This window comes from Hymenobacter sp. H14-R3, from assembly GCF_030063445.1.
Classification (GTDB): Bacteria; Bacteroidota; Bacteroidia; order Cytophagales; family Hymenobacteraceae; genus Hymenobacter.
Map to the genome: position 1 here is coordinate 287,432 of NZ_JASITD010000002.1, position 24,179 is coordinate 311,610.

At 61.2% G+C, this 24,179-nt stretch carries 19 protein-coding genes; 14 read left to right on the top strand and 5 right to left on the bottom strand.

Annotated features, from left to right (window positions below; translation table 11 throughout):
- Window positions 1–81: 81 nt before the first annotated feature.
- Window positions 82–1,335 (bottom strand): 3-phosphoshikimate 1-carboxyvinyltransferase, encoded by a 1,254-nt coding sequence (locus QMK33_RS03270; protein ID WP_283563115.1) that lies wholly within the window; start codon window positions 1,333–1,335, stop codon window positions 82–84.
- A 59-nt stretch (window positions 1,336–1,394) separates the two neighbouring features.
- Window positions 1,395–2,432 (bottom strand): 3-dehydroquinate synthase, encoded by a 1,038-nt coding sequence (gene aroB / locus QMK33_RS03275; protein ID WP_283563116.1) that lies wholly within the window; start codon window positions 2,430–2,432, stop codon window positions 1,395–1,397.
- A 146-nt stretch (window positions 2,433–2,578) separates the two neighbouring features.
- On the opposite strand from aroB, the gene QMK33_RS03280 reads away from it, so the two are divergent.
- Together QMK33_RS03280 and QMK33_RS03285 are read left to right on the top strand one after the other, a co-directional pair.
- Window positions 2,579–3,046, top strand: coding sequence for a hypothetical protein (locus QMK33_RS03280; RefSeq protein WP_283563117.1), 468 nt, complete (start codon window positions 2,579–2,581; stop codon window positions 3,044–3,046).
- 18 nt (window positions 3,047–3,064) lie between these two features.
- Window positions 3,065–3,481 (top strand): hypothetical protein, encoded by a 417-nt coding sequence (locus QMK33_RS03285; RefSeq protein ID WP_283563118.1) that lies wholly within the window; start codon window positions 3,065–3,067, stop codon window positions 3,479–3,481.
- 107 nt (window positions 3,482–3,588) lie between these two features.
- On the opposite strand, the gene QMK33_RS03290 is transcribed toward QMK33_RS03285, so the two are convergent.
- The gene (locus tag QMK33_RS03290) at window positions 3,589–4,719 is read right to left on the bottom strand and encodes a chorismate mutase (RefSeq protein WP_283563119.1); all 1,131 of its coding nucleotides are present in this window, start codon (window positions 4,717–4,719) and stop codon (window positions 3,589–3,591) included.
- Window positions 4,720–4,918: 199 nt separating this feature from the next.
- Between QMK33_RS03290 and QMK33_RS03295 the strand changes: the two genes are divergently transcribed.
- From QMK33_RS03295 to QMK33_RS03325, 7 genes are all read left to right on the top strand, one after another.
- A complete protein-coding gene (locus tag QMK33_RS03295; protein WP_283563120.1) occupies window positions 4,919–6,127 on the top strand; it encodes a proline dehydrogenase family protein in 1,209 nt (402 codons plus the stop codon).
- A 201-nt stretch (window positions 6,128–6,328) separates the two neighbouring features.
- Window positions 6,329–6,715, top strand: a complete 387-nt coding sequence (locus tag QMK33_RS03300) for a hypothetical protein (protein WP_283563121.1) — start codon at window positions 6,329–6,331, stop codon at window positions 6,713–6,715.
- Window positions 6,716–6,920: 205 nt separating this feature from the next.
- Entirely contained in the window at window positions 6,921–7,814 is an 894-nt protein-coding gene (locus tag QMK33_RS23465) for a hypothetical protein (RefSeq protein ID WP_349361671.1), read from the top strand.
- Window positions 7,815–8,544: 730 nt separating this feature from the next.
- Window positions 8,545–8,955 (top strand): hypothetical protein, encoded by a 411-nt coding sequence (locus tag QMK33_RS03310; protein ID WP_283563122.1) that lies wholly within the window; start codon window positions 8,545–8,547, stop codon window positions 8,953–8,955.
- Window positions 8,956–9,125: 170 nt separating this feature from the next.
- Window positions 9,126–9,284, top strand: coding sequence for a hypothetical protein (locus tag QMK33_RS03315; RefSeq protein ID WP_283563123.1), 159 nt, complete (start codon window positions 9,126–9,128; stop codon window positions 9,282–9,284).
- A 78-nt stretch (window positions 9,285–9,362) separates the two neighbouring features.
- Entirely contained in the window at window positions 9,363–9,647 is a 285-nt protein-coding gene (locus QMK33_RS03320; protein ID WP_283563124.1) for a hypothetical protein, read from the top strand.
- Window positions 9,648–10,392: 745 nt separating this feature from the next.
- Complete coding sequence (locus QMK33_RS03325) at window positions 10,393–12,177, top strand: ABC transporter ATP-binding protein (protein WP_283563125.1); 1,785 nt, start codon at window positions 10,393–10,395, stop codon at window positions 12,175–12,177.
- Between the two features lie 330 nt (window positions 12,178–12,507).
- Here QMK33_RS03325 and QMK33_RS03330 read toward each other — a convergent pair whose 3' ends face one another.
- Window positions 12,508–13,413: a prohibitin family protein gene (locus tag QMK33_RS03330; protein ID WP_283563126.1), complete on the bottom strand. Its 906-nt coding sequence runs from the start codon at window positions 13,411–13,413 to the stop codon at window positions 12,508–12,510.
- Between the two features lie 320 nt (window positions 13,414–13,733).
- Here QMK33_RS03330 and QMK33_RS03335 point away from each other — a divergent pair, with 320 nt between their 5' ends.
- The 5 genes from QMK33_RS03335 to QMK33_RS03355 all read left to right on the top strand — a co-directional run bounded on the left by QMK33_RS03335 (window position 13,734) and on the right by QMK33_RS03355 (window position 21,792).
- A complete protein-coding gene (locus tag QMK33_RS03335) occupies window positions 13,734–14,495 on the top strand; it encodes a glycosyltransferase family 2 protein (RefSeq protein ID WP_283563127.1) in 762 nt (253 codons plus the stop codon).
- A 542-nt stretch (window positions 14,496–15,037) separates the two neighbouring features.
- Entirely contained in the window at window positions 15,038–17,812 is a 2,775-nt protein-coding gene (locus QMK33_RS03340; RefSeq protein ID WP_283563128.1) for a TonB-dependent receptor, read from the top strand.
- A 57-nt stretch (window positions 17,813–17,869) separates the two neighbouring features.
- Window positions 17,870–19,408, top strand: a complete 1,539-nt coding sequence (locus QMK33_RS03345; protein ID WP_283563129.1) for a beta-helix domain-containing protein — start codon at window positions 17,870–17,872, stop codon at window positions 19,406–19,408.
- A gap of 200 nt (window positions 19,409–19,608) precedes the next feature.
- Window positions 19,609–20,559, top strand: a complete 951-nt coding sequence (locus QMK33_RS03350) for a type IV toxin-antitoxin system AbiEi family antitoxin (protein ID WP_283563130.1) — start codon at window positions 19,609–19,611, stop codon at window positions 20,557–20,559.
- Between the two features lie 255 nt (window positions 20,560–20,814).
- The gene (locus QMK33_RS03355) at window positions 20,815–21,792 is read left to right on the top strand and encodes a Ppx/GppA phosphatase family protein (protein WP_283563131.1); all 978 of its coding nucleotides are present in this window, start codon (window positions 20,815–20,817) and stop codon (window positions 21,790–21,792) included.
- A gap of 53 nt (window positions 21,793–21,845) precedes the next feature.
- Here the strand turns inward: QMK33_RS03355 and ppk1 are convergent, their stop codons facing one another.
- On the bottom strand, window positions 21,846–24,179 hold the full coding sequence (gene ppk1, locus QMK33_RS03360) for a polyphosphate kinase 1 (protein WP_283563132.1): 2,334 nt from the start codon (window positions 24,177–24,179) through the stop codon (window positions 21,846–21,848).

The following is a 24,179-nucleotide window of genomic DNA, read 5'->3' on the forward strand; positions in this document are numbered from 1 at the left end:
GTCGGCCGGCTGCGCCGGCGGACTGGGGCACGAAAGCTAACTTAACAATCAGGTTATGAACCACTTAATAAAAAGGTCAAATCAATCCACTACCATGCCCGCGGCCGCCAGCGCCCGCCAGAAGCTGGGGTACGACTTGCGCACTACCTGCGGCTCGTGCACCAGCAGCGGCCCGCGCATGGCCAGCGGCGCAAATGCCATGGCCATGCGGTGGTCTTCATAGGTAGCAACTACTTGGCCGTCAACTTTAAAGCTGCCCGGCTGCACCTCGAACACGCCGGGCGCTACCTCGGGCATATCGGCCCCAAACTTGCGCAGCTCGGTCTGGATGGCCGCGATGCGGTCGGTTTCCTTGATGCGCAGGCTGTGCAGGCCGCTCAGGCGCAGCGGGCGGCCCAGGGCGGCCGCTACCACGGCCACGGTTTGGGCCAGGTCGGGGCAATCGGTGAAGTCGAGGGGCGCGTAGGTGGCCGGCGCGGGGGCCAGGGCCGTTTGGGTGAGGCGCACCCCGCTCCCATCGGCCAAAAACTCGGTGCTGACGCCCAGCGGCCGCATAATGTCCTGAACAACGTGGTCGCCCTGCCACGACTCCTGCCGCAGGCCGGGCAGCTCGATGGCCGAGCCCGCCGGGGCCAGCGCCACCAGCGCGTACCAGTAGCTGGCCGCCGACCAGTCGCTCTCCACCGCGTAGTCGGCCGGGCGGTAGCCGCCGGGCGCTACCGCGATTACTTCGCCGGGCAGCTCGGTGGCCGTGGCCCCAAAGTGCCGCATCAGGCTCAGCGTCATGCGGATGTAGGGGCGCGAGCCAATGTCGCCGGTCAGGCGCAGGCGCAGGCCACCGGGCAGTGTGGGCCCCACCAGCAGCAGCGCCGAAATGTACTGGCTGCTGATGTCGCCGCGCACGGCTAGCTCGGTTTGCGGGCCACGGGCCACCAACGCTTGGCCGCCAAACGTGAGCGGCGGGTAGTTTTCCTTTTCGGCATACCCGATTTCGGCGCCCAGCGTACGCAGCGCCTCCACTAGAATGCCGATGGGCCGCTGCTTCATGCGGGCCGCGCCAGTGAGGGTGCCGCGCCAGCCGGTTACGGCCAGGTAGGCCGTCATAAAGCGCATCACGGTGCCGGCATCTTCGGCGTCGAGGTGGTTGGTGGTGGCGGCCTGGCCCAGCAGGCGGGCCATTAGCACAGTGTCGTTGGCTTCGGAAAGGTTACTGAGCGTGCCGCCGCCGGCCAGGCGCTGAAGCAGCAGGGCACGGTTGGCCTCGCTTTTGGAAGCGGGCAGGTGGGCCGTGCCGCTCAAAGGGCCACCCGGCCAGTGCAAAGGTTGGTTGGTCATATAAAATGTGCGGTAAGCTTCAGCTTGCCGTTGATATGTAGAGTAAGCTTCAGCTTACCCTACGCGGCATATGCCCGCAGCGAATCCTTAATCTCCGCTAGCGTCACAGGTTGGTCAAAAATGCCGTGGCCCAGCCCACGCAACAGCGTGCACTTAATAACGTGGCCCCGGTTTTTCTTGTCGTGCAACGCGTAGGCGGCAATCTCATCCAGCTCACTAGCATTGAATTGCAGCTTCTCAAACGACAGCTCCACCACGGCGCGCACCTGCGCCAGCTCCTCGGCGCTGAGCAGGCCGCGCTGGGCCGAGAGCCAGCTCTCGCACACCAGGCCCGCCGCCACGGCTTCGCCGTGGCGCACGGCGCGGCCGGGCTGGGCCAGCAGGTAGCTTTCGAGGGCGTGGCCCACGGTGTGGCCAAAGTTGAGCAGTTTGCGGGGGCCGCTTTCGTGCGGGTCTTGGGCCACAATGGCTTCTTTGATGGCGACTGAATGGCGGATGATGGGCGTCCAGTCGGGCACGGCGGCCACGGCCAGCCCGTGCAGGGCGGCAAAAGCTTCCGCGTCGGCAATGAGGGCGTGCTTGATAACCTCGGCGTAGCCCGAGCGCAGCTCGCCGGCCGGCAGCGTGGCCAGAAAAGTGGGCTCCATAAACACCGCTTCCGGCTCCTGAAACACGCCGATGTGGTTTTTAAACCCCTGGAAATCAACGCCCGTTTTGCCGCCTATGGCCGCATCTACTTGGGCCAGCAGGGTGGTGGGCACGCCTACGCAGCGCAGGCCGCGCTTGTAGGTGGCGGCGCAAAAGCCGCCCAAATCCGTGACTACGCCGCCGCCCAGGCACACGAGCAGCGCGTGGCGGTCGGCCTGGTTCCCGGTGAGCCAGCTCCAGACTATCTCACAGGTTGTCAGAGTTTTATACACTTCACCAGCTTCGATGACCAGCAGCTCGTGGGCGGGCAGCTGCGCGCGCAGCAAGGGGTAGCAGTCGCGGGCGGTATTGGCATCGGCCAGCACAAACAGGCGGCTCGGCGGGGCCTGGCGCAGCAGCTCGGCCAGGGCGGGCAGGGCCGCGGGGCCGATGGTGGGCGGGTTAGTCAAGGGTACAGCAACGGAAGTGTGACGAGTGCAAAGAAAAGGCCGGGCGACCCATGCCGCTTTAGGTAAGCCCGGCGGGGTGCAACTGTTTTCGCCGATTGGCGCTCCCTTCAGCTATACCCCGTTGCTTGCATCCTTACTTTGCTTCTATGAACCGACTACTGCTCTTCGCCACGTTGCTGCTCACCACCCAGCTCGCCACCAGCTGCCAGGACGAAGCCGACATTCGGCCCGCCAGCTACGACGAGCTGGCCATGGCCACCGGGCACTGGGAATGGGACACCACCGGCTCGTTTGCGGGCCTGCGCACGCCGGCCACGGAAGGGTATTCGCGGCAGCTTACCTTTCGCCCCGAAGGCCAACTCATGCTGCGCCGCAGCGGCCAGCCCGACTACCAAACCAGCTACCAGCTCACCATGGGCACGCCCGCGCCCTGCGGCTCGGTGAGCCCGGTGCCGCTGCTCGTTTTTACTACCGAAGAAGCTACCCTGCCCAACGATGCGCGTAAGCTATACACCCTCAGCCAGCAGGGCGGCCAGCAAACGCTGCTGCTCACCGGCGAGTCGGTGTGCCTCGATGGCGGCTCGGAGGAGAAATACCACTGGGTAGCCGAGTAACCAATCTTTTCCTTTCCCATGACTAAGCCCCTCTCCTTGCTCCTGTTAGTTACCGGCCTCGCCGGTTGCCAGCGCACCGCCAGCTCGCCCGAGCCGGAGGCCGCGCAGGGCACCACGCTGGTGGGCAGCTGGCGCGTAACCGCCTACCAGTGCAACTGCCCCCCCAATTACCCCTTGCCCAACGAGTCGGTCACCTTCGATGCCAGCCAGCACTTCAAGCTGTACCGCAATAAGGTGCTCGCGGCCGAGGGCACCTACGCCACGGGCCAGGGCAGCAACTGCGGGGGTGGCACCAGCGAGCCGATTATTACGCTCACCGCCAGCACCCCCAACACCTACGTCCCGGAAGGTGCCTACACGCTGACCAGCAACACCCTCGTCATCGACCAGTGTAGCGCGGCCGACGGCCCCAAGTATACCTACACCCGCCAGTAGCCGCGGGTGTGCCCCACTTGCAAAGCGCCAAAATGGATGGGCAATTACTCAAAAGCCCTTCCGGCCACGTGGCCGGAAGGGCTTTTGAGTAAAGGCGAGGGCCAGACTCACAGGCCGGGGCCCAGGTTCACCTCCTCATCAACGGAGCGGCCGTTGAGCACGACCGTTTGCTGCCGGATACTTTCGATGTGGATGAGCTTGTAGAGCTCGCCCACAAATTTTTCGTCGATGTTGAGCTTGCGGCCCCACTCGGGGCGGGTCTTGAAGATTTCCTGCCAGCGCTCCAGCTGCAAAATCTTCACATTGTTTTCCTTCTTGTACTCGGCCAGCTCCTGAATGAGGGCCATGCGGCGGGCCAGCATTTCGAGAATTTCGTGGTCGGCGGTGTCCATTTTCTGGCGCAGCTCCTCGGCCTTGTTGCGGTAGTCCACGTTGTTGGAGCTGCGGTAGCGATACTTCAGCTCGCTCAGTATCTCCTGGAGGCGGGCGGGCGTCACCTGCTGGGCGGCATCGCTGAGGGCGTGGTCGGGGTCGGGGTGCGTCTCAATGATGAGGCCGTCGTAGTCAAGGTCCAGCGCCTTTTGGGCGATGGGCAGCAGCAAATCGCGCGCGCCGCCAATGTGGCTGGGGTCGTTGAGGAGCGGCAGCTGCGGGTAGCGGGTTTTCAGCTCAATCGGAATGGCCCAGGTGGGCGCATTGCGGTAGCGCGAGGGCTCAAACGTGCTGAACCCGCGGTGAATAGCCGCCAGGTCGGTAATGCCGGCCCGCTCTAGCCGCTCCAGTGCCCCAATCCAGAGCGCGAGGTCGGGGTTGACGGGGTTTTTAACCATCACCGGCGTGCCGGTGCCGGCCAGCGCGTCGGCCAACTCCTGCACCGCGAAGGGGTTCACGGTGGTGCGCGCCCCAATCCAGAGCACGTCGATACCGTGCTTCAGGGCTTCTTCCACGTGCTTGGGCGTGGCCACCTCAATGCACATGGGCAGGCCGGTTTCCTGGCGGGCGGCTTGCAGCCAGGGCAGCGCGGCGGTGCCCATGCCCTCAAACCCGCCGGGCTTGGTGCGCGGCTTCCAGATGCCGGCGCGGTACATATCGGCCTGGCCGGCGGCCTTGAGGGCGCGGGCCACGGTGAGCACCTGCTCTTCCGACTCGGCCGAGCAGGGGCCGGCAATGATGATGGGGTGGCCCTTAGTGGCCAGCCGACGGGTGAAGTACGTGTCGGCGGTAGCAGTATTTTCCATTAACGGGGGGTGGCGCGGGCTCTGCGAGTCTGCGCGTGGGGACGGCTGGGTGGTTGCTATCGTTGCGTACGCGCGGACTCCGCAGAGTCCACGCTACATTAAAGTACAAAAGTAACTAACCTGGCCCGAACAGGGTTTTTGGAAGGCGGCCGTATCTTCGCACACTCGTCTCTTCCAGCCCCTCCCCCACCCGTTTCCCATGTCCGCCCCTTCCGCCGTGCCCGCGCCACCTGTGGCCCCCATCTCATTTGAAGACACCCGCATTGCCTTCGAAGCCAAGTCGGACGGCGAACTGCGCAAGATGTACGCCCTGTTTGCGGCTATGAACAATAATAGCCTGGTAAAAGCCGGCGGCGGCCTCATGCAGTCGGCCCTCAAGCTGAACTTCCCGGGCACCAGGTTTCTCATCAAGCACAGCATTTTCAAGCAGTTTTGCGGCGGCGAAACCATTGCCGAGTGCAAGCCGGTGATTGCCGAGCTGGGCCGCTACCACATCGGCACCATCCTCGACTATTCGGTGGAGGGCACCGGCAACGACCGCAGCTTCGACCACACCCGCGACGAGATTCTGGCCACCATCGCCATAGCCGCCACCACGCCCAACATCCCGTTCTCGGTCTTTAAGGTAACGGGCCTGATGCCCACCGCCTTACTCGAAAAGAAGCAGGCTGGCACCGCCCTCACCGCGCCCGAGCAGGCCAGCTTCGACCGCGGCCAGCAGCGCCTCGATGCCCTGTGTGCCAGCGCCCACAAGCACGGCGTGCGCCTGTTTGTGGATGCCGAGGAAAGCTGGTTTCAGCACACCATTGATGAGCTGGCCGAGGACATGATGCGGCGCTACAACGACGAGCGCGCCATTGTCTGGAACACCTACCAGCTCTACCGCCACGACCGCCTGGAGGCGCTGCAAGCTGCCCACGACCGCGCCGCGCAAGCCAACTACTACGTGGGCGTGAAGCTGGTGCGCGGGGCCTACATGGAAAAGGAGGCCCGCGTGGCCCAGCAGCGCGGCCACGCCACCCCCATCAACCCCAGCAAGCAGGCCACCGACGACCTCTATAATGAGAGCCTGCGCTACTGCGTGCAGCACGTGGACCGCATCAGCCTGTGCGCGGGTACCCACAACGAGGCCAGCTCGCTGCTGCTCACGCAGCTGATGCAGCAGGCGGGCCTTGCCCCCGGCGATGAGCGCGTGTGGTTTGCCCAGCTCTACGGCATGAGCGACAACCTGAGCTACAACCTGGCCCACGCCGGCTACCACACCGCCAAGTACGTGCCCTATGGCCCGGTGGGCGCCGTGATGCCCTACCTGCTGCGCCGCGCCAACGAAAACACGGCCATTGCGGGCCAAAGCAGCCGCGAGTTCTTGCTTATCCAAAAGGAGCTGCGCCGCCGCCAGGGCCGGTAGCGAGGTATTTTTTGGGGCAGGATGGAGATTTTTGCAACGTAGGCCCGATTTTTGGTAGAATAACCTACTTCTCCCTAACCGGCTGGCAAAAAACGCGTTTGCGAGCTGCTAGTTGGGGTTGGGCAATCTAAGTCCCACCCTTTTTCGTAAAAACAAAGGCCCCGCTAGCCATTCGCTAGCGTCGGAGCCGCCCGTTTGTCTATGATTATTCGCCTCCGTCACTACCTCATCCGCTACGCTCGCCAACAAGCCGGCACGGTCAGTTACCTCACGCTGGTGCAAGAATCTGAGCTGGGCCTGAACCTCGACATCTCGCACGAGAAGTCGCGCCTCAACGAGATTCTGACTGAAATATCTACTGCCGAGCACGCCGCGGGCCGGCCCATTCTGAGCAGCTTGGTTCGTGTGCAAGGCTCCAAGGGCCAGGGTGATAACTTTTATAAGCTTTGCGAGCGCCTGGGCATGGGCGAGTGGCGCACTCTTAAGCAAGATGAAAACTTCCTGAAGGACCTGATAAAAGAATGTCGCGCTTTCTGGCAAAATGAAGACAACTATGCGCAGTTTGCTCGCGAAGTAGCAGCCGAGTAATTTTATCAGCTCAACTTATTAATAGTAAAGCAATAAGCTCCAACTAAGGTTGGGGCTTATTTTTTGCTTTATACTGCCGGAGGTGCTCCTGCCAGCTACTAGCTGGGCCAGCTACGTAACCTGCGCTCCCTTACCCCCGTTTAGCTACCAAAGGCCAAGCACTTGCTTGCTTGCCGATTTATTCTTAACACCTACTTCTTTTCCGATGAGCACCAACGATTCAAACAACCCGATGAATTCAGGCACTGGCGCAGGCGCCAACTACGGTACCAGCAACACGGGCACCGGCCTTGGCAACAGCGGTAACCTTAGCAACGAGAGCACCAGCTACGCTGGCGGCACTGATTATAACAACACCACCGAAGGAGCAGCTCCTGCTGCCTCGCCTACCAACGGCACTGACTCGGACACCCGCCCCGGCGACGACTTTAGCGCTACCCAAAAAGGCGCAAACGTAGCAGGCACTACCGGTGCTGCAGTAGGCCGCGGCGTTGATGCCGTGCAAAACACAACTGACCGCGCTGCCCACGCCGTGAAGGATGCCTTCACTGGCGAAAACGACAGCTACGACTACAAAGACGGCAGCACTACGAGCGGTATCTTCCGCGACCGCAGCAGCGCCGAGAAGGCTTACCAGTCGATGCACGAGCGCGGCTACCACAAAGACGATGTGCATTTGATGATGTCGGATGACACCCGCAAGAGCCAGTTCAATGATGAGTACGATGCTGAGCGCACTGAGTTGGGCGACAAGGCGATGGAAGGTGCGGGCGTAGGCTCTGCTATTGGTGGCACTGCTGGTGCCATCATTGGTGCTATCGCCGCCATTGGCACGTCGGTAGCGCTGCCGGGCCTCGGCCTGATTATCGCTGGCCCGCTGGCCGCAGCTTTGGCTGGTGCCGGTGCAGGTGGCCTCACGGGTGGCCTGGTAGGTGCCTTGGTAGGCTCGGGTATTCCCGAGGAGCATGCCGCTGAGTACGAGCAGGGCATCAAGAACGGCGGTATTGTGATGGGTGTAAAGCCGCGCAACGCCGAAGATGCCAAGTACTTCGAAGAGCAGTTCAAAACCAACAACGCTGACAAAGTTTACCGCTACTAGTTAGCCATAAGCTCAGTCTTTAAAAGAGCCTCTCCCAATTGGGAGAGGCTCTTTTTTTGCTTGTTGCGTTGGCTATTTTTAAGCAGCTTAGTACCCACTCTGCAATGCCGTGGGTAGCTTGCAGCCCAGGCTCCTGCTGCCTGGCTCCGTGTTGGTTACCGCACAATGCTACCCGTTGCCGTTCTTCCTGCCGCCGTACTCTTCGCAGCTAGTAGTTAGCTAACATACTATCAATGAACCTATTAGCTGGCTGGCTACTTATGGGCCGCAGTACAACCATCCTCATTGCAAGTAGTTTGTAGTGCAGAATTCGGGCTAGGGCCGTGGGGTTTATCGGTTGAACGAGCACCGCAAGCCTTCACCCAGAGCATAGCGTATACGAATAGTTCGGTTGGCCCTGGCACAGCCTTACATCTTCGTAGTGATGGCGCTGCTGATTCTCATTGGCGGCGTGCTGACGATTCAGCGCATAGCGGTCGATATCCTCCCCGACATTCCCATGCTGGTAGTGGGCGTTATCTAAACCTACGCCGGCATTGCGCCCCAGGAGCTGAACCAACGCATCGTAATTCCCAACGAGCGGGCTTTCACCACTACCGTTACCAATATTGAGTAGTTTGAGAGCCAGAGTCTTAAAGGCATTGGCCTGATAAAGGCATTCTCCCAGCCGGGGGCCACCCCCGACGCGGGCGGGGGCCAGTTCACAGCCATTTCACTAACGCTGCTGCGGGTGCCGCCGGGCATCACGCCGCCGCTCATTATCCGCTACTCGGCCTCCAGCGTGCCCATTGCCAAAGCCTCACGCAGCTCGGAAACGCTGGGCGAGCCGAACCTGTTTACCACGGCAGACGCCTTGATTCGGCCGGGGCTGGCCGTGGTGCAGGGCGCCCAAGCCGCGCCCGATACCACTATAACACTGCCCGCCAACCACGAACCCTTTGCCTTTGCCCGCGTCAATGGTTTTGGGCCGAGCTGGACGGCCGACATCGGCCAGCGCGTGCGTAAGAGCCAGGGGTTGGCCACCATTGCCGCACCCGAGGTAGACTCAGCAGATTGCCCAGGCCCAGGCCAACCTGCGCCTGGCGCGCAGCTTCTACGGCCGCATCAACAGCAGGAGCCTGTGGGGGCTATTTTCAAGTAGGAGCTGGACGTGGGCAAGGCCCAGTAGGCAGTGGTGCGGCAGCTGTAAGACTAGCGCAGCTACCGCCAGGTAACTGCCCCATTCGACGGCATTGCAACGCAGCGCAACGCAACGCGGAAACAGGCACCCTCGTAACTGGCGGCAATACCACTGGCGCCCAGTTGTTTAAGGTGGAGCAAGCCGACACGCTGCGCGCTTTCGTGGACGTGCCCCAAAACTTCGTGCCCGGCATTCGGCGCGGGCTGCGAGCCAGTGTGTTGGTGCCCAAGTTTCCTACTAAGCCATTTGGGGGCCGGGTGGCCCACAATGCGGAAGCCCTTGACGACTAAACCCGTACGCGGCGCACCGGGGTGGTGCTGCCCAACCACCGCCAGCAGCGCTTGCTGCACCCCGGCGTGTATGCGTAGGTGCGTTTCTGCCTGCCCCGGACTGCGCGCAGCATTCTTATTTCGGCCAATGCGCTGGTGCTGGGCATCGACCCCAAAGTGGCGGCCGTGGGAATGACGCAGGGCCTGAAGGGCGGCAAGCTGCTCGTTAGCAACCCCACCGAAAACCTCACCGAAAACCTCACCGAGGGCCTGGCCGTGAGCACCCGCTTGGCCCCCAGGCCCAAAACTCCGGCCGGCCCCCCGCCCGCCAAGCCCCGCACCAACAGACCCCGAAGCCCCCCACGTGTCGTCGCCGCTGGCTAAGTAAGTGGGGCCAGCCCTCGTTTGTTAGTGCGTGCGCTGCGCAGTGAGGCGCGGCAGGCTGCCCCGCATGCCAGGGCTACTAACCCAGTGCCGAGGACGACCAGGAAAGCTGACCGCGCTCCACTGCGCAGCGCGCTCACCGACGAACAAGATTAAGGTAAGAGTTTAAAATTTAGCCTGCTGCGTATTTCCGTTGGCCTGTTGGCCCGCCGCTCCGACCTGCGCCGCCGTGCAGCTGGCGCGCGCCCTGGGTGGCAGGCGGCAGCAAAAAACCGGCGCCCTCCTTTGGGCCCGTGGCAACTATTCACGCAGGAGTGGGTTAGTTTCTTACGCTTACCCCTTCTTCGCGCACCCCAGTTGCTGCTGCCCGCAATACCCTTGTCTAGGTTTTGCAGGGCCGACTTACCTTTGCACTTACTGCCCCAGGCCTCAACAAAGCGTTGTGCGTTGAGGCCCCTACAACCAGCTTTAGCGGCAGGTACTTGCCCGGTTGGTTTGCCTACTTCCTTGCGGGTGCCGTGGCGCTGGGCAACACCAGCCGGCTAGTGCCAGCCACGGTGCGCCACTCGTATAAATACTTAATAGCCTGTTGTTCAATTAATTGCGAAGTAGTTGCTACTAGTGTTGCCGCAGCTGCGCCGGCCCGCGCCGTTGGCCAACCAGTTTATCTTTTTTACACGGCGCTGGCCAGCCAGCGCCACTTTTTAGCTTGCTGCCGGGCCGTGAGGCCCGGCGCACTCGTGTTATGCAACTTCTCTATTCTTACCTACGGCGCTACTGGCCCCTACTAGTATTGGCTTTGGTGCTGGCGGCCGTCAACCAGGTTTTTTCGCTGCTCGACCCTTACTTATTTCGCAAGCTGGTCGACCACTTTGTGCCGCGCACCGGGGCGCTGAGCGGGCTGCGGCTGGTGCCGTTCTGGCCGTTTTTCTGGGAAGCCATTCCCTACATCGGCATGATGCTGGGCGTGGCCATGGTGAGCCGCATTGCCAAAAACTTTCAGGACTACTACGTCAACGTGATTACCCAGCGGCTGGGGGCCACCATGTATTCCGACGGCCTGCGCCACTCGCTCGACCTGCCCTACCAGGTGTTTGAGGACCAGCGCTCGGGCGAGACCCTGGGCAAGCTCCAGAAGGTGCGCCTTGATGTGGAGAAGCTGATTCAAAGCTTTGTCAATGTGCTGTTTACGGCGCTGGTGGGCATCATCTTCGTGATGTGGTACGCCATTACTGTGTACTGGCCCATTGCGCTGGGCTACTTCATCACTATTCCGCTGCTGGGCATTCTGAGCTTTGCGCTCAGCAAGAAAATCAAGGTCATTCAGAAGACCATTGTGGGCGAAACCACGGCCCTGGCCGGCTCCACCACCGAGAGCCTGCGCAACATTGAGCTCATTAAAAGCCTGGGCCTGGCCCAGCAGGAAACCGAGCGCCTGAACGGCATCACCGATAAAATCCTGAAGCTGGAGCTGCGCAAGGTGCGCTACCTGCGCTCGCTGAGCTTTGTGCAGGGCACGTTTGTAAACCTGCTGCGCAATATCATCATCTTGATGCTCTTGTACTTGCGTGTGCAAAACCACATTAGCCTGGGCGAGTTTTTCTCGTTCTTCATCTACTCGTTCTCCATCTTCGGGCCGCTGCAAGAGCTGGGTACCATCATCGGCACCTACCGCGAGACCCAGATTTCGCTGGGCAATTTCCAGACGATTCTAGACACCCCGCGCGATGTGAAGCCGGCCCACCCGCAGGCCGTTAACCGCATCGAAACCTTGGCCTTCGACCACGTTACCTTCAAGCACCTCACGGCCCCGGTGCCGGCCCTGTCGGACATTTCGTTCGGGGCCAAGCTCGGCGAAACCATTGCCTTTGTGGGCCCCAGCGGCTCGGGCAAAACCACGCTCGTGAAGCTGCTGGTGGGCCTCTACCCGCCCCTCTCGGGCGAGATTCTCTACAACAACATTCCCAGCGCGCAGGTAGACCTTGACCAGCTGCGCGAGCAAATTGGCTTCGTTACGCAGGATACGCAGCTGTTTGCCGGCACCATCCGCGAAAACCTGCGCTTCGTGGCCCCGCAAGCCACCGACGAGGAGTGCCTGCACGCCCTGCACCAGGCCGCAGCCGATGGCCTGCTGGCCCGCGCCCCCAAGGGCCTAGACACCGTGCTTGGCGAAGGCGGCGTGAAGGTGAGCGGCGGCGAAAAGCAGCGCCTCAGCATTGCCCGCGCCCTGCTGCGCCATCCCACGCTGCTGGTGTTTGATGAGGCCACTTCGGCCCTCGACTCGCTCACGGAGGAGGAAATCGGCCGCACGGTGCGCGAGCTTTCGGGCTCACGCCAGCACATTACCGTGCTCATCGCCCACCGCCTGAGCACGATTTTGCACGCCGACCGCATCTTCGTATTGGAGCGCGGGCAGGTGGCCGAGGCCGGCCGCCACAACGAGCTACTGGAGCAGAAAGGGTTGTACTACGCCATGTGGCGCCAGCAGATTGGCGAGCGCAAGGAAACCAGCGCGGTGCCGGCGCGGTAGTGATACCGGACTGATAGAGCCGTTCCCAAGTTGGTGTACTCTTTCGGAATGAATTAAAAATGATAAATGATAAATCTGACAGCCAGATTTATCATTTTTAATTCTGTATATGAACTCCGGAATCACTCTAACCTCATATCCAGGCCGTCCTGCTCAGAACTTCTCGCTAAAAGGCTATCCGCATAGGCTCTGCCCTACAGTAAGGCGTTCTTTTTGCTTGCCTCCGGCCGGCCGGCCGCTTGTCGTTGTTGTGGCTGAGCTTGCGCAACGCTAACCGGCCGGCCAGCTCGCCCCGGCCGGCCGGGGCAGCCCCGCAAGGTGGGTTGCTTCTTACTTATCCCCAATCAGCATCTGCGGCGTACCCTTGCCGCCCATGATGATGACCTTGGCATTGGGAGAGGTAGCGATGGCCTGCTGCGCCTTGATAGACTCGTACTGCAACAGCTTGTCGCTCAGCTGGGTATTCACAATGCGCTGGTAATCGGCAATGCCCTGAGCCTCTACGCGCTTGCGCTCGGCCTCCTGCTTTTCCTTTTGCACCACAAACTCCATTTTCTGGGCATCCTGCTCGGCCGAAATTTTGCTCTCGATGCTGCGTTTCACCGACTCGGGCAGCTGAATATTGCGAATAAGCAGCTGGTCAAGCTTGAGGCCGTTACTGTTAAAATCCTTCTCGATGGCGGCCAGGATGCGGGTCTGAAACTCCTCGCGGCGCGTCGAATACAGCGCCACCGCGTCGTAGTACACGGCGTTGTCGCGGATGCGGGTGCGGGCCAGGGCGCGCACCACCTTATCCTGGTAGTCTTCGCCAATGGTAGCCAGGATTTTGGGCGCTTCGCTGGACACCACGTGGTAGAGCACGGTGAGGTCGATGACCACCTCCAGGCCGTCGGCCGAGAGCACCCGGATGGCATCGTCGCCGGCCTGCTGGCCCTCAGTGCGCACCGCCGACATGGTGTAGTTCTGGGTGCGGGTGTCGAAGCGCGTCACGTCTACCAGCGGGTTCACCACGCTCAGGCCGGGCGGCAGCACCCGCTGCTGGGGCTGCCCAAACAGCGTTTGCACGCCCACTTGGCCCACGCCCACCTGCACCACCGTGCTAAAGGCCACGCCCAGCACCAATAGCCCCCCGCCCAGTACCAGAAGGCCGTTGCGCCAGCGCCCCAAACCCTCTGAATAACGGCCGGCATTCAGGCCCACTATCAACACAATAAATCCAAGAAAAACGAGCAGCATAGAATGAGTAGTTAAATAAAAAGTGAGGTCGGCCGCTGAAAGTAACCCCCGGGCCAGCGCAACAGCCGGCGGCTAGGCCAGCGCCCATGCGCCGCCGGGCGCCGGGCTGCGTTAGCGCAACTGCTTACTAATTATACTGGCCTTATAGTCAGTATTTTACCAAAAAATAAGCGTTAGATGCAGCAGCCAAAATAAAGCACCCTGGTGGCGAGTCGGGTGGTACTTCTCAACACCCGCCAGCCCCGTAAAGTGCAGCCACTACTGCCTGGTGCCGGAGTGGCGGCGTAACTTTTGGGCCGCCTAATCCGAAAGAGGAGCTAATGCATTTTTCAGTAATTACCCCCACCCACCAGCGGCGCGCCCTGCTGCCCGAAACCATTGCCAGCGTGCGGGCCAGCATCACGGGTCCGCTTGATTTTTCTTTCGAGCACCTGCTTTACCAGAATGGCCCCGACGATGGCACCGCCGCCGTGCTCGCCGCTGCCGCCGCCCAGCCCTACCCGCCGCTGCGCCACTGGCAGCACCCCGACCCCAAGCGCCCCGGCTTTGCCCGCAACGAGCTGAGCCAGCATACGCCCGCCGACGCCTGGGTGGTGCCCCTCGACGACGACGACCTGCTGCTGCAGCGCACCCTCTACCACTACGCCGCCCAGATTGAGGCCCACCCCGGCCGGCCCTGGCTGGTAGCCGATTTCCTGCGCGTAGACGAGCAGGCTCGCTACCTGCCCAGCGAGGATTATTACGCCTGGCAATTTGACTCGCCCACGGCCATGCTCACCGCCATTTTCCGGGCCGAGCACTTCATTCAGGGCAATGTGTGCTACAGCAAGGCGCTGCTCGATGCCGTGGGCGGCTACGACGCCGAACTGGCCATGGCCGAAGACCTGGACCTCTATGTGCGCTTTTTGCTGGCCGGCCACCTGCCCGTGCTGTGCCCGCACTACAGCCACCTGCACCGCTTCCATTCGGCCAACGTGAGCCAGGGCGTGGATGCCACCAAGCACAATGCCGACCTGCGCGTCATCTACGACAAGTACGCGGCCAACTTACAGGCCCTGGGCATCGCAGCGCCGGGCGAGTAAGCTGTTTAGCTAACTTATTATTTATCAATAATTTACGTACCAAGCCCCGGCCAACCACCAATCCCCGCGCCGCGCGCAAGTTGCGGGGGGGGGTTGGTCGTTGGTGGGGCCGTGGCTGCTTGAGAAGGGGCCAGCAGGACAGTTGCGGGGCAGCAGGCCCGCGCAGCCATGCCCAAACCCGGGGAGCCAGATATAGAAGCGTAGCTCGGCGGCGCTAACCTGCTCTTTGGAGCGCTAAAAAAGGGGTTGCTACCTTTCCCCACAAGCGCTCAACCGGCGCTCGGGCAGTAGGCTTGCCCCCGAGCCGCCGGGGTTGGCCTGAGCAACCGGGGCACATTGCCGGGCCAAGCTAACCCGCCTTGACCGTCTGGTTTTTGGGGAGTACCCACGTGCAAGTGGGAAGCAAAAATGGCGGTTTCATGCTAAATTCATTTGGTAACACGGCCGTTATATTAGCGAAATAGGTGCGGGGGAATTTTGCACCCATTATGCAAGACCCTATTACCAAGCTTGTTTTAGCTTTCTTATTGTGCGTTGGGTCGTTGGCTAGCGCTGCGGCGCAAGGCACGGGCAGCATTCAGGGCACCTTTAAGGATGCCAAAACCCAGGAGCCCATTATTGGGGGCACTGCCCACCTAGAAAACACCACCATTGCGGGACCCACCGATGTGAAAGGCGTTTTTCTACTCACTAAAGTACCGGTCGGGGAATACACGCTGCGCATTTCCTCGGTGTCCTACAAAACGGTAACGGTGCAGCAAGTGGCCGTCGTTGCCGGTAAAACGACCGTTGTCAACGGCAAGCTTGAGGCCGACAACCAGCAGCTTGACGAGGTAGTAGTGAGCGGCGTGCGGCGCACCAACACGGAGGTATCGGTGATTAACGAAATCCGGCAGGCCAACGTGGTGGTGAGCGGTATTTCGTCGGAGCAAATCGTGAAAACCCAGGACCGCGATGCGGCCGAAGTGGTGCGGCGCATTCCCGGCGTCACGATTGTGGATAACCGCTTTATCCAGATTCGGGGCTTGAGCGACCGCTACAACGCGGTGTGGCTCAACGACGTAACTGCCCCCAGCTCGGAGACGGACCGCAAGTCGTTTTCATTCGACATTGTGCCCAGCTCGCTCATCGACCGGGTGCTGGTATTCAAAGACCCCTCGCCCGAGCTACCCGGCGACTTTGCCGGGGGCCTGGTAAAAGTGTACCTGCGCAAGCCGGTGTTCAACGAGCGCCAGCTCACGGTTAACTACTCTTCGGGCTATCGCCAGGGCACCACGGGCAAGGACTTTTACTCCGATAAGCCCCAGGCGGGCGACGCGTTTGGCTTCGGGGCTGCCAAGCGCGACCTGCCGAACGGGATGCCTCAGCTCAGCACGGCCTACCAGCAGTACGAGCGCGATTTCTACGCCAAGCAGCTCGACAACAACTTCGCCGTCTACAAGATGAAGGCGATGCCCGACATCCGCTTCAATGCCTCGTACCTCGACCAGCTCACCATTGGCGGGCTGGCAATTGGCAGCGTGTCATCGCTCAACTACACCAACACCTACACGCATTTCAACATCAGCCGCAACCTGTTTGATGGCGCGGGGCAGCGCACCGACCAGTTTCGCGACGACCAATCGACGAACAACATCCGGCTCGGGGCTATCCAGAATTTCAGCCTCGTGCTGCCCCATGGGGGGCGGCTGGAGTTGCGCAATTTGTTCAGCCAGCAGTCGCGCAACCAGCAGGTAACGCGCGATGGCCGCGACGATAGCGGCATTCTTAACCGCCGCAGCTACCTGCAAGGCTACCAGGGCCGCACCACCTACACCGGCCAGCTGGCGGGCACCCACCTCTCGGCCGATGATAAAACGCACTTCGACTGGGTGGGCGGCTATGGCTACTCGGCCCGCAATGAGCCCGATTTGCGCCGCGTATCGTACCAGATTACGCCGGGCTCTGATGCCGCACCCGAAACGCAAACCGTGCTCACGCCGGCCGCCGGCCAGGTAGACGTTAACAACGCGGGCCGGCTGTACCAGAAACTCAGCGAGCACATTTTCACCGTCAATGCCAACCTGAAGCGCACCGTAGACGTGGCGGGCCGCCAGGTTGAAATCGGGGCCGGCACCTACCTGGAGTACCGCCGCCGCGGCTTCGACGCCCGCGCCTTTGGCTACTCGCTCACTACGGGCGGCGTGGCGGGCCTTCGCAACGAGGACGTGGGCAATATTTTTTCGCCGGGCAACATCGGCTCCAACGGGTGGCGCGTGGATGAGGACCTGAACTCGACCTACCGCTACAACGCTCACAACGAGCTGAAAGCCGGCTACTTATCACTTAACATTCCCTTCACCGAGCAGCTAAAGCTGGTGACCGGGGCCCGCTACGAGCGCAACGTGCAGTCCATTACGACGGGCCTCAACGGCCAGCCGGTGAGCCAGGATGTGACCACCAATTTCGTGTTGCCCTCGGCCAACCTGAGCTACAACCTCAACGCGACCAACCTGGTGCGCGCCTCCTACGGCCGGAGCCTCAACCGGCCCGAGTTTCGCGAAGCCGCTCCGTTCTTTTACTACGACTTTGACTTTAACGTGCTGAATTACGGCTCGTTGTACCTCACCCCGGATAGCCCGCTCAAAGTTGCCACCATCGACAACTTCGACCTGCGCTATGAGTGGTACCCCTCGGCCGGCGAGCTGGTGCACATTGGCGCGTTCTACAAAAACTTCCAGAACCCCATCGAAAACGTGGTGGTGTTGACCTCCAACCTGGCCTACACCTTTGCCAATGCGCCGAGCGCCTACGCCTACGGGGTGGAACTGGACTTGAAAAAGAACCTGGGCTTTGCAAACGAGGCGCTGCGCAACCTCTCGGTAGTATTCAACGCCTCGCTCATTAAAAGCCAGGTGACGCTCGGCGATGGCATCGTGGCCTGGAACAGCAAGCGCGCCCTGCAAGGCCAGTCGCCCTACGTGTTCAACGGCGGCCTGTACTTCAACACCCCCGACAACGCGTGGCAGGTAACGGCGCTCTACAACGTGTTTGGGCCGCGCATCCTGTTTGCCGGCAGCGACCAGTACCCCGACGTGGTGGAACGCCCCCGCCAGACGGTAGACCTGTCGCTGACCAAGACGATTACCTCCCGCTTCTCGCTGAACGCGGGCATTCAGGACCTGTTCAACCAGCCCGTGAACCTGGTGCAGGACTACAACCGCGACCAGAAATACACGGCCGACGACCCGTCGCTCACCCACTACAAGCGGGGCACCTATTACACAGTGGGTCTGCGCTTTAGCCTGGAGCCCCGCCCAGCCACGCCGCTGCCCTAAGCTGCCTTTCAACGCTTCCTCCTCTCGCCTTCATTACCTCCCTTTCTTCCTTTTCTGATGAAAAAGAATATCCTCTCCGCAGGCTCGCTTATCACGCTGCTGTTCATGGCCTCGTGCGAAAAGAAGGACATTACCCCCGCTCCCAATACCACCGGCGGCGGCACCACCACCCCCCCTACGCCCACCACGCCCACCGGCACTACAGTAACGGTAGAAACAGGGACAGTAGGTATCACCACCAACACCACCTGGACGGCCAGCAATAAGTACCTGCTCAAGGGCTACGTGTACGTGCGCAGCGGCGTCACGCTCACCATTGAGCCCGGCACCATCATCAAGGGGGATAAGGACACCAAAGGGGCCCTCATTATCGAGCCCGGGGCCAAGATTATAGCCGTGGGCACCGTTGATAAGCCCATCGTTTTTACCTCCAACCAGCCCAAGGGCTCGCGCAACTACGGCGACTGGGGCGGCCTCATCATTGCCGGCAACGCGCCCGTCAATTCCATCGTGGGCACCACGCTGCCAACCATCGAGGGCGGCCCCACCACCAAGTTTGGCGGCACCAACGCTGCCGACAATTCGGGCACGCTGCAATACGTGCGCCTGGAGTTTGGCGGGGTAGCTTTCTCGCCCAATAACGAAGTAAATGGCCTTACGCTGGCCGCCGTGGGCAGCGGCACCGTCATGGACCACATCCAGGTGTCGTACTCGGGCGATGATGCATTTGAATGGTTTGGTGGCACAGTGAACGCCAAGTACCTGGTAGCCCATCGCACGTTCGACGACGACTTCGATACCGATAACGGCTTCTCGGGCAAAATTCAATTCGCCGTGTCGCTGCGCGACCCCTTGCAGGCTGACCAGTCGGGCTCCAAGGCGTTTGAGTCGGATAACGACTCCAACGCTTCGGCCAACCTGCCCCAGACTTCGGCCGTGTTCTCCAACGTTACGGCGGTGGGGCCCATCCTGAACCCAGGTGCCGCCAACTACAGCCCGCAGTACACGGCGGGCGCGCACATCCGCCGCAACTCGGCCTTGAGCATTATGAACTCGGTAATAATGGGCTACCCCACGGGCATCCTCATCGACGGGGCCCCCACGGCGGGCGCCATTGCCCGCGGCGATGCCCGGTTTAAAAACAACATCGTAGCCGGCTCCTTGGTAGGGTCCAACTCCACGGCCGGCCAGCGCAGCATCCTCTACGTAGGGCCAACCGGCGGGGCCGGTAGCCTCACCATAAACAGCGTTATGAGCGCCGACTCCTCCGCCTGGGGCGCGGCCGTGGGGCCGCTTACCTGGCTGAAGGTGGCCGCCAACGTCAATCGCCGCTACGTTACGGCCGACAACGTGCAGCTGCTCAACCCCTTCAATCTGACGGCCCCGAGCTTCCTGCCCCGCACGGGCTCGCCCATCGTAACCGTGTCGCCGGCTACCGCACCCGCCGTGCCGGCCAGCTTCACCGATGACAAGCTCACGGATTCCTTCTTCACCAAAGTCAACTACATCGGGGCTTTTGCTGACCCCAACGCCGCTGGAGCCACCAGCTGGCTGGCGACCTGGACTAACTTTGACCCGCAGAACACAGAATACTAACTTATTGGCTAGCAGTTAGTTATAAATAAGATATAATAATAGAAGCCAGGGCTGGTGCACAGCTTTGGCTTTTTTTTTGGTAGCTGCCGCCTCGCCGCCGCCTGGTTTTTCCCCTGTTGCCCACGTTGATTTCCCCCTCTTCCAGTGCACTGCTTGAGCAGGTACGCCAGTGCTTGCAGCGTAATCTGGCTACGCTCATTATGCCGCAGGCCGCGGTGGCCGCCGGTGCGCAGCTCTGGCAGATAGGCTCCGCCCTTTGCCTATTGGCCACGCGGCCCGCCGCCGCCACGGAGCCGCCCGCCCCCGACCCAGCCTCTGCGAAGTACCCCACCCTGCTGGTGTACGACTACGTATCGAGCAAGCTTGGCGCGCAGCTGCGCGCGCAGGGCCAGTACTACGCTGATGCCGTGGGTAATGCATGGCTCCGGCACCCTGGCTTGCTGGTGAGCGTGCAGGGCTGCGCCCCGCCCAGGGCTCCCAGGCCCGCCGTTATCAGCCCGGCGCTGCAGGTGCAGCAGTTGCGGCTGTTGTTTCAGCTAGTGCTGGAGCCCGCCCTGTCTACTTATGCCGTGCCCAAGCTGGCGGCTCATGCGCAGCTGCCTGTGCTCTTGGTGCGGCGGGTACTGCGTAGCCTTGCAGAGCAAGGCTTTTGGCAAGAAAACACCAACCTGGCGGGCAGCAAGCTGTGCTTGCCAGTTCCTGCTCACTACTGGCTTGCCCGGTACGCCAAAACGCTGCGCTCCCGCCTGAACGCGCACCGCTACAGCCCCCGCAACCCCGCTACGCTGGCCAGGTGGTACCAGCAAGCCCTGCCGGCCGAATGCCTGTGGAGTGGCGAAGCGGCCGCGCACCTACTCCTGCAAACGTCGGCCGTGCCAAGCAGCCTGACGCTATACAGCCAATCACCTCGCAGCCAATTAATTAAGCAGCTTGACCTGGTGCCAAACACCCAGGGTCAGCTTGAAATCCTCAACGCCTTTGCGCCTGCCGCCTGCTTCGCGCCGACCGACCCGCGCTGCGTACCCCCCCTACTTGTATATGCCGACCTGCTGGCCAGCCAAAAGCCGTTTTGCGATGCCCTGGCGCACCAACTGTGGGAGCGGTACTTAACCACTACGCTACCGGCAGCATTCAGTAACAATACTACTTGATTATCAATTAGTTATAACAATTTATTACCCAGTCAGCCGGCCGTGCACAGTACTTGCCCTGGCGTACCACTGAGCTTGAGCGAAGCGCTTGAGCAGTTCCTCAACCAACGCCCAACTCCACAGGTTGCGCAAATGCGCCCGCTACGCGGGCACCAAGCTGCCCACCAAGCGCGTACGCCCGCGTAATCAGTCCGCGCAGCGGGCGTATCTGCGAAATCCGTTTAATCCGTTTGAATCTGCGGTTAGCTTTGCACCATGGAGTATCAGCTTACCAAGCTCGCCGCCATCGATATTGGCTCAAACGCCGTGCGCTGCCAGATTTCGGCCGTGCTTTTTTTTAACGGCCGCTACCGTCTCAAGCGCGTCGAGTACGTGCGCTACCCGCTGCGCCTGGGCGAAGACGTATTCGCCACCGGCGAAATTCCGCCGCGCAAGGCCGACAAGTTCGTCAAGTTTCTGCACTCGCTCAAGCTCTTGATGGAGGTGCACGAGGTATCGCACCATCTCATTTGCGCTACCTCGGCCATGCGCACCGCCGCCAACGGCGCAGCCGTGGCCGCGCGCGTGCGGGAGGAGCTGGGGCTAAACATTCAAGTAATTGATGGCCAAGACGAAGCCGCATACATCAACCGGGTAATCGAGCACGTGCTGGAGGATAATCGCCACTACCTGCACATTGATGTGGGCGGCGGCAGCACCGAGTTCAACATCTACCACGACCGCCGCAAGGTGGCCGCGCAGTCGTTCGAAATCGGCTCCATCCGGCGCATGCAGCAGGAAGAAAGCGGCCGCACCGTGGAGGAGATGAACGGCCTGTGGCAGCGCATGGAGGCCTGGGTGCGCGAAAACGCCCGCCGCTACCACGTAACCCGCGCCATTGGCACGGGCGGCAACATCAACAAGATTTACAGTATGTCGCCGGCCGCGCCCAACAAGCCCGTGAACAAGCGCAGCGTGCAGGCCATTCTCGACCGCCTCGGGGCCATGACCATGACCGAGCGCGTGAATGTGGCCATGCTCAACCCCGACCGCGCCGATGTGATTGTGCCCGCCGGCCACATCTACCTCGCCGCCATGGATTGGGCCAACGTCAGCAGCATGATTGTGCCCGATATCGGCCTGAAAGACGGGATGTTACAGGCACTTTTCGAGCAGTTTTTCGACGAAATCAGCCCCACCGTGCACCCCAGTATCCTACCAGTGGCCGACGTGGAAAACGGGCCGCTGGTGTAGCAATCCGTCCTTGCGAGCGCTCCACTGCTTTGCGCTCGCAAGGACGGGCGGCCCTACTCATCCACTACCGTGGCCGCCATATCAGCTTCCTGGGCTATTTCGGCATCCGTAATTGTTTCGCCCTGCCCAAAGTCGTCGCCCTCTTCTATGGCCGGGGCTACCACGGCCACAGCGGCAGCGGCAGCTTCGTCAGCTACTAGCTGGCGGCGCTTGGCGGTTTGGTCGTGCAGCAGGGCCAGCAGGCCTTCGGGGGTGGCCTGGGCTAGCTGGGCCTCGTCGGGGCGGCGGTAAAAGTCGCGGTGAATGTTGATGGCCGGCTCGCCGGAGTTGGGCCGCTGGCTGATGTAGGCGCCATCTTCCCGCATGAGGTAACTGTTCTGATTATCAAGCAGATTGAGCTGCAAGATGAGAATAGCCTCGCGGCGCAGCTGCGGGTTGGCAATCAAAAACAGCGCCTCAATGCGGCGGTCAAACGAGCGCACCATGGCATCGGCCGAACCGGCGTAGAGGCGCGCCTCGCCGCCGTGGTGGAAGTACAGCAGCCGGGCGTGCTCCAGGTACTCGCCCACGATGCTCTTCACCTCGATGTTTTCGCTCAGCCCGGCCCGGCCCGGCCGCAGGCAGCAAATGCCCCGCACAATGAACCGGATGGGCACACCCGCCCGGCTGGCCTTGTAAAACTCATCAATCAACTCTCTATCTTCCAGGGAGTTCATTTTTATTACGATACCGCTGGGCAGACCTTTCTTAGCGTTTTTAGCCTCCTCGCGCACCAGGTGGATAAGCTGCTGGCGCATGTCGCGCGGGGCCGTAATGAGGTACTCGTAATCGTCGGGCTGCGAGTGGCCGGTGATTACGTTGAAAAACTCCGACACATCGTGGCCATACGTGTCGTTGGTGGTGAGCATGCTCAGGTCGGTGTAGAGGCGCGAGGTTTGCTCGTTGTAGTTGCCCGAGCCGATGTGCACGTAGCGCGTCACCTTCTCGCCTTCCTTCCTGATAATCATCAGCATCTTGGTGTGGGTCTTGTACTTACCCACGCCGTAGATGACGAAGCAGCCGGCCTTTTCGAGCCGCGCCCCCTCCCGAATGTTGCGCTCCTCATCGAAGCGTGCCTTCACCTCAAACAGCACCGATACGTGCTTGCCATTCTCGGCAGCCTTCAGCAAAGCGGCGCTCACGCGCGAGTCTTCGGCCAGCCGGTAAATCGTTTGCTTGATGCCCAGCACGTGCGGGTCTTCGGCGGCGCGCTCCAGTAGCCGCACCACGGGCTCAATTGAATTATAGGGGTGGTGCAACAGCACGTCGTGGTGCTTGAGGTACTCGAACATGTTGTCCTCGGCGCCCTCAGGCAGGCTCAATGGCAGCACCGACGCGGGCAGCTTAGCCCCCTTACCCTTGAAGCTTGGGTAGCGCAAAATCTGGTTCAACCCCTTCATATCCAGCAACACCGGGATAACGAAGATGTTGCCATTGTCGATATTCCAGCGCTCGCGCAGAATGCTCATCAGGTAGGGCGAGGCGTCGGGCTCGACCTCCACGCGCACCACCCGGCCGCGCTTGCGCGTTTTGAGGCCGGTTTGTATTTCCTTAATAAAATCGCTGTCGATGTCTTCCGATTCTTCCAGCGTAAAATCGCCGTTGCGGGTGGCCCGGAACAAGTCGGCCGACACAATCTCCACGTTGCGAAACAGCTTGTGCAGGTTGGCCCGCACAATTTCCTCGATGGGCACGAACACCACCCGGTCTTTGCGCGTGATTTCAAAAAACCGAGTCAGGTTCTGCGGAATCTGCACGAAGGTGAGGCGCTCCTGGCCCTTCTCCACGTCGGGCGTGGCCGACACGGGCACGCCCTCGCCGGCCGCCTTTTCGCGCGTGACCACGCCAAACGCCAGCACCTGGTTCATGAGCAGCGGAAAGCCGTGGTACGAGTCGTACACCATGGGCGTGAGCAGCGGGAAAACGGTGTTTTTGAAGTAGCCTTCCACCTTTTTCAGCTCAATCTCGGTCAGCTCCTCCACCCGCCGGATGCTGAAACCCTGCTTCTCAAACTGCGGCTTCAGCTCATTTAAGTAGATGAGCGACTGGTCGTTAACAAAGCGGTGCGCAAAGTCGAGCAGCTTGCGCCGAAACGGCAATTCGCGCATGCCCGAGTAATCGACGCGCTCCTTGCCGTAGTCGAGGTAGTTATAAAGCGAGCCTACCCGAATCATGAAAAACTCGTCGAGGTTGGAGCTGGTGATGCTCATAAACCGCAGCTTGTCAAACAGCGAGCGGCTGGGGTCCTTGGCCTGGTCGAGCACCCGGTAGTTGAAGCGCAGCCAGCTCAAATCGCGGCTGATATACTTGCTTTTGCGGATAAGGTCGGCAGACTTGAACAATTTCAT

What these genes read in the sequence shown, in the direction of transcription:
- QMK33_RS03295 (WP_283563120.1), top strand. Translation starts at nt 4,919, where the DNA reads ATGTCCGCCCCTTCCGCCGTGCCCGCGCCACCTGTGGCCCCCATCTCA.
- ppk1 (WP_283563132.1), bottom strand. Translation starts at nt 24,179, where the DNA reads ATGAAATTGTTCAAGTCTGCCGACCTTATCCGCAAAAGCAAGTATATC.
- QMK33_RS03335 (WP_283563127.1), top strand. Translation starts at nt 13,734, where the DNA reads ATGCATTTTTCAGTAATTACCCCCACCCACCAGCGGCGCGCCCTGCTG.
- QMK33_RS03300 (WP_283563121.1), top strand. Translation starts at nt 6,329, where the DNA reads ATGATTATTCGCCTCCGTCACTACCTCATCCGCTACGCTCGCCAACAA.
- QMK33_RS03345 (WP_283563129.1), top strand. Translation starts at nt 17,870, where the DNA reads ATGAAAAAGAATATCCTCTCCGCAGGCTCGCTTATCACGCTGCTGTTC.
- QMK33_RS03285 (WP_283563118.1), top strand. Translation starts at nt 3,065, where the DNA reads ATGACTAAGCCCCTCTCCTTGCTCCTGTTAGTTACCGGCCTCGCCGGT.
- QMK33_RS03270 (WP_283563115.1), bottom strand. Translation starts at nt 1,335, where the DNA reads ATGACCAACCAACCTTTGCACTGGCCGGGTGGCCCTTTGAGCGGCACG.
- QMK33_RS23465 (WP_349361671.1), top strand. Translation starts at nt 6,921, where the DNA reads ATGAGCACCAACGATTCAAACAACCCGATGAATTCAGGCACTGGCGCA.
- QMK33_RS03355 (WP_283563131.1), top strand. Translation starts at nt 20,815, where the DNA reads ATGGAGTATCAGCTTACCAAGCTCGCCGCCATCGATATTGGCTCAAAC.
- QMK33_RS03280 (WP_283563117.1), top strand. Translation starts at nt 2,579, where the DNA reads ATGAACCGACTACTGCTCTTCGCCACGTTGCTGCTCACCACCCAGCTC.
- QMK33_RS03290 (WP_283563119.1), bottom strand. Translation starts at nt 4,719, where the DNA reads ATGGAAAATACTGCTACCGCCGACACGTACTTCACCCGTCGGCTGGCC.
- QMK33_RS03330 (WP_283563126.1), bottom strand. Translation starts at nt 13,413, where the DNA reads ATGCTGCTCGTTTTTCTTGGATTTATTGTGTTGATAGTGGGCCTGAAT.
- QMK33_RS03325 (WP_283563125.1), top strand. Translation starts at nt 10,393, where the DNA reads ATGCAACTTCTCTATTCTTACCTACGGCGCTACTGGCCCCTACTAGTA.
- QMK33_RS03350 (WP_283563130.1), top strand. Translation starts at nt 19,609, where the DNA reads ATGCCGCAGGCCGCGGTGGCCGCCGGTGCGCAGCTCTGGCAGATAGGC.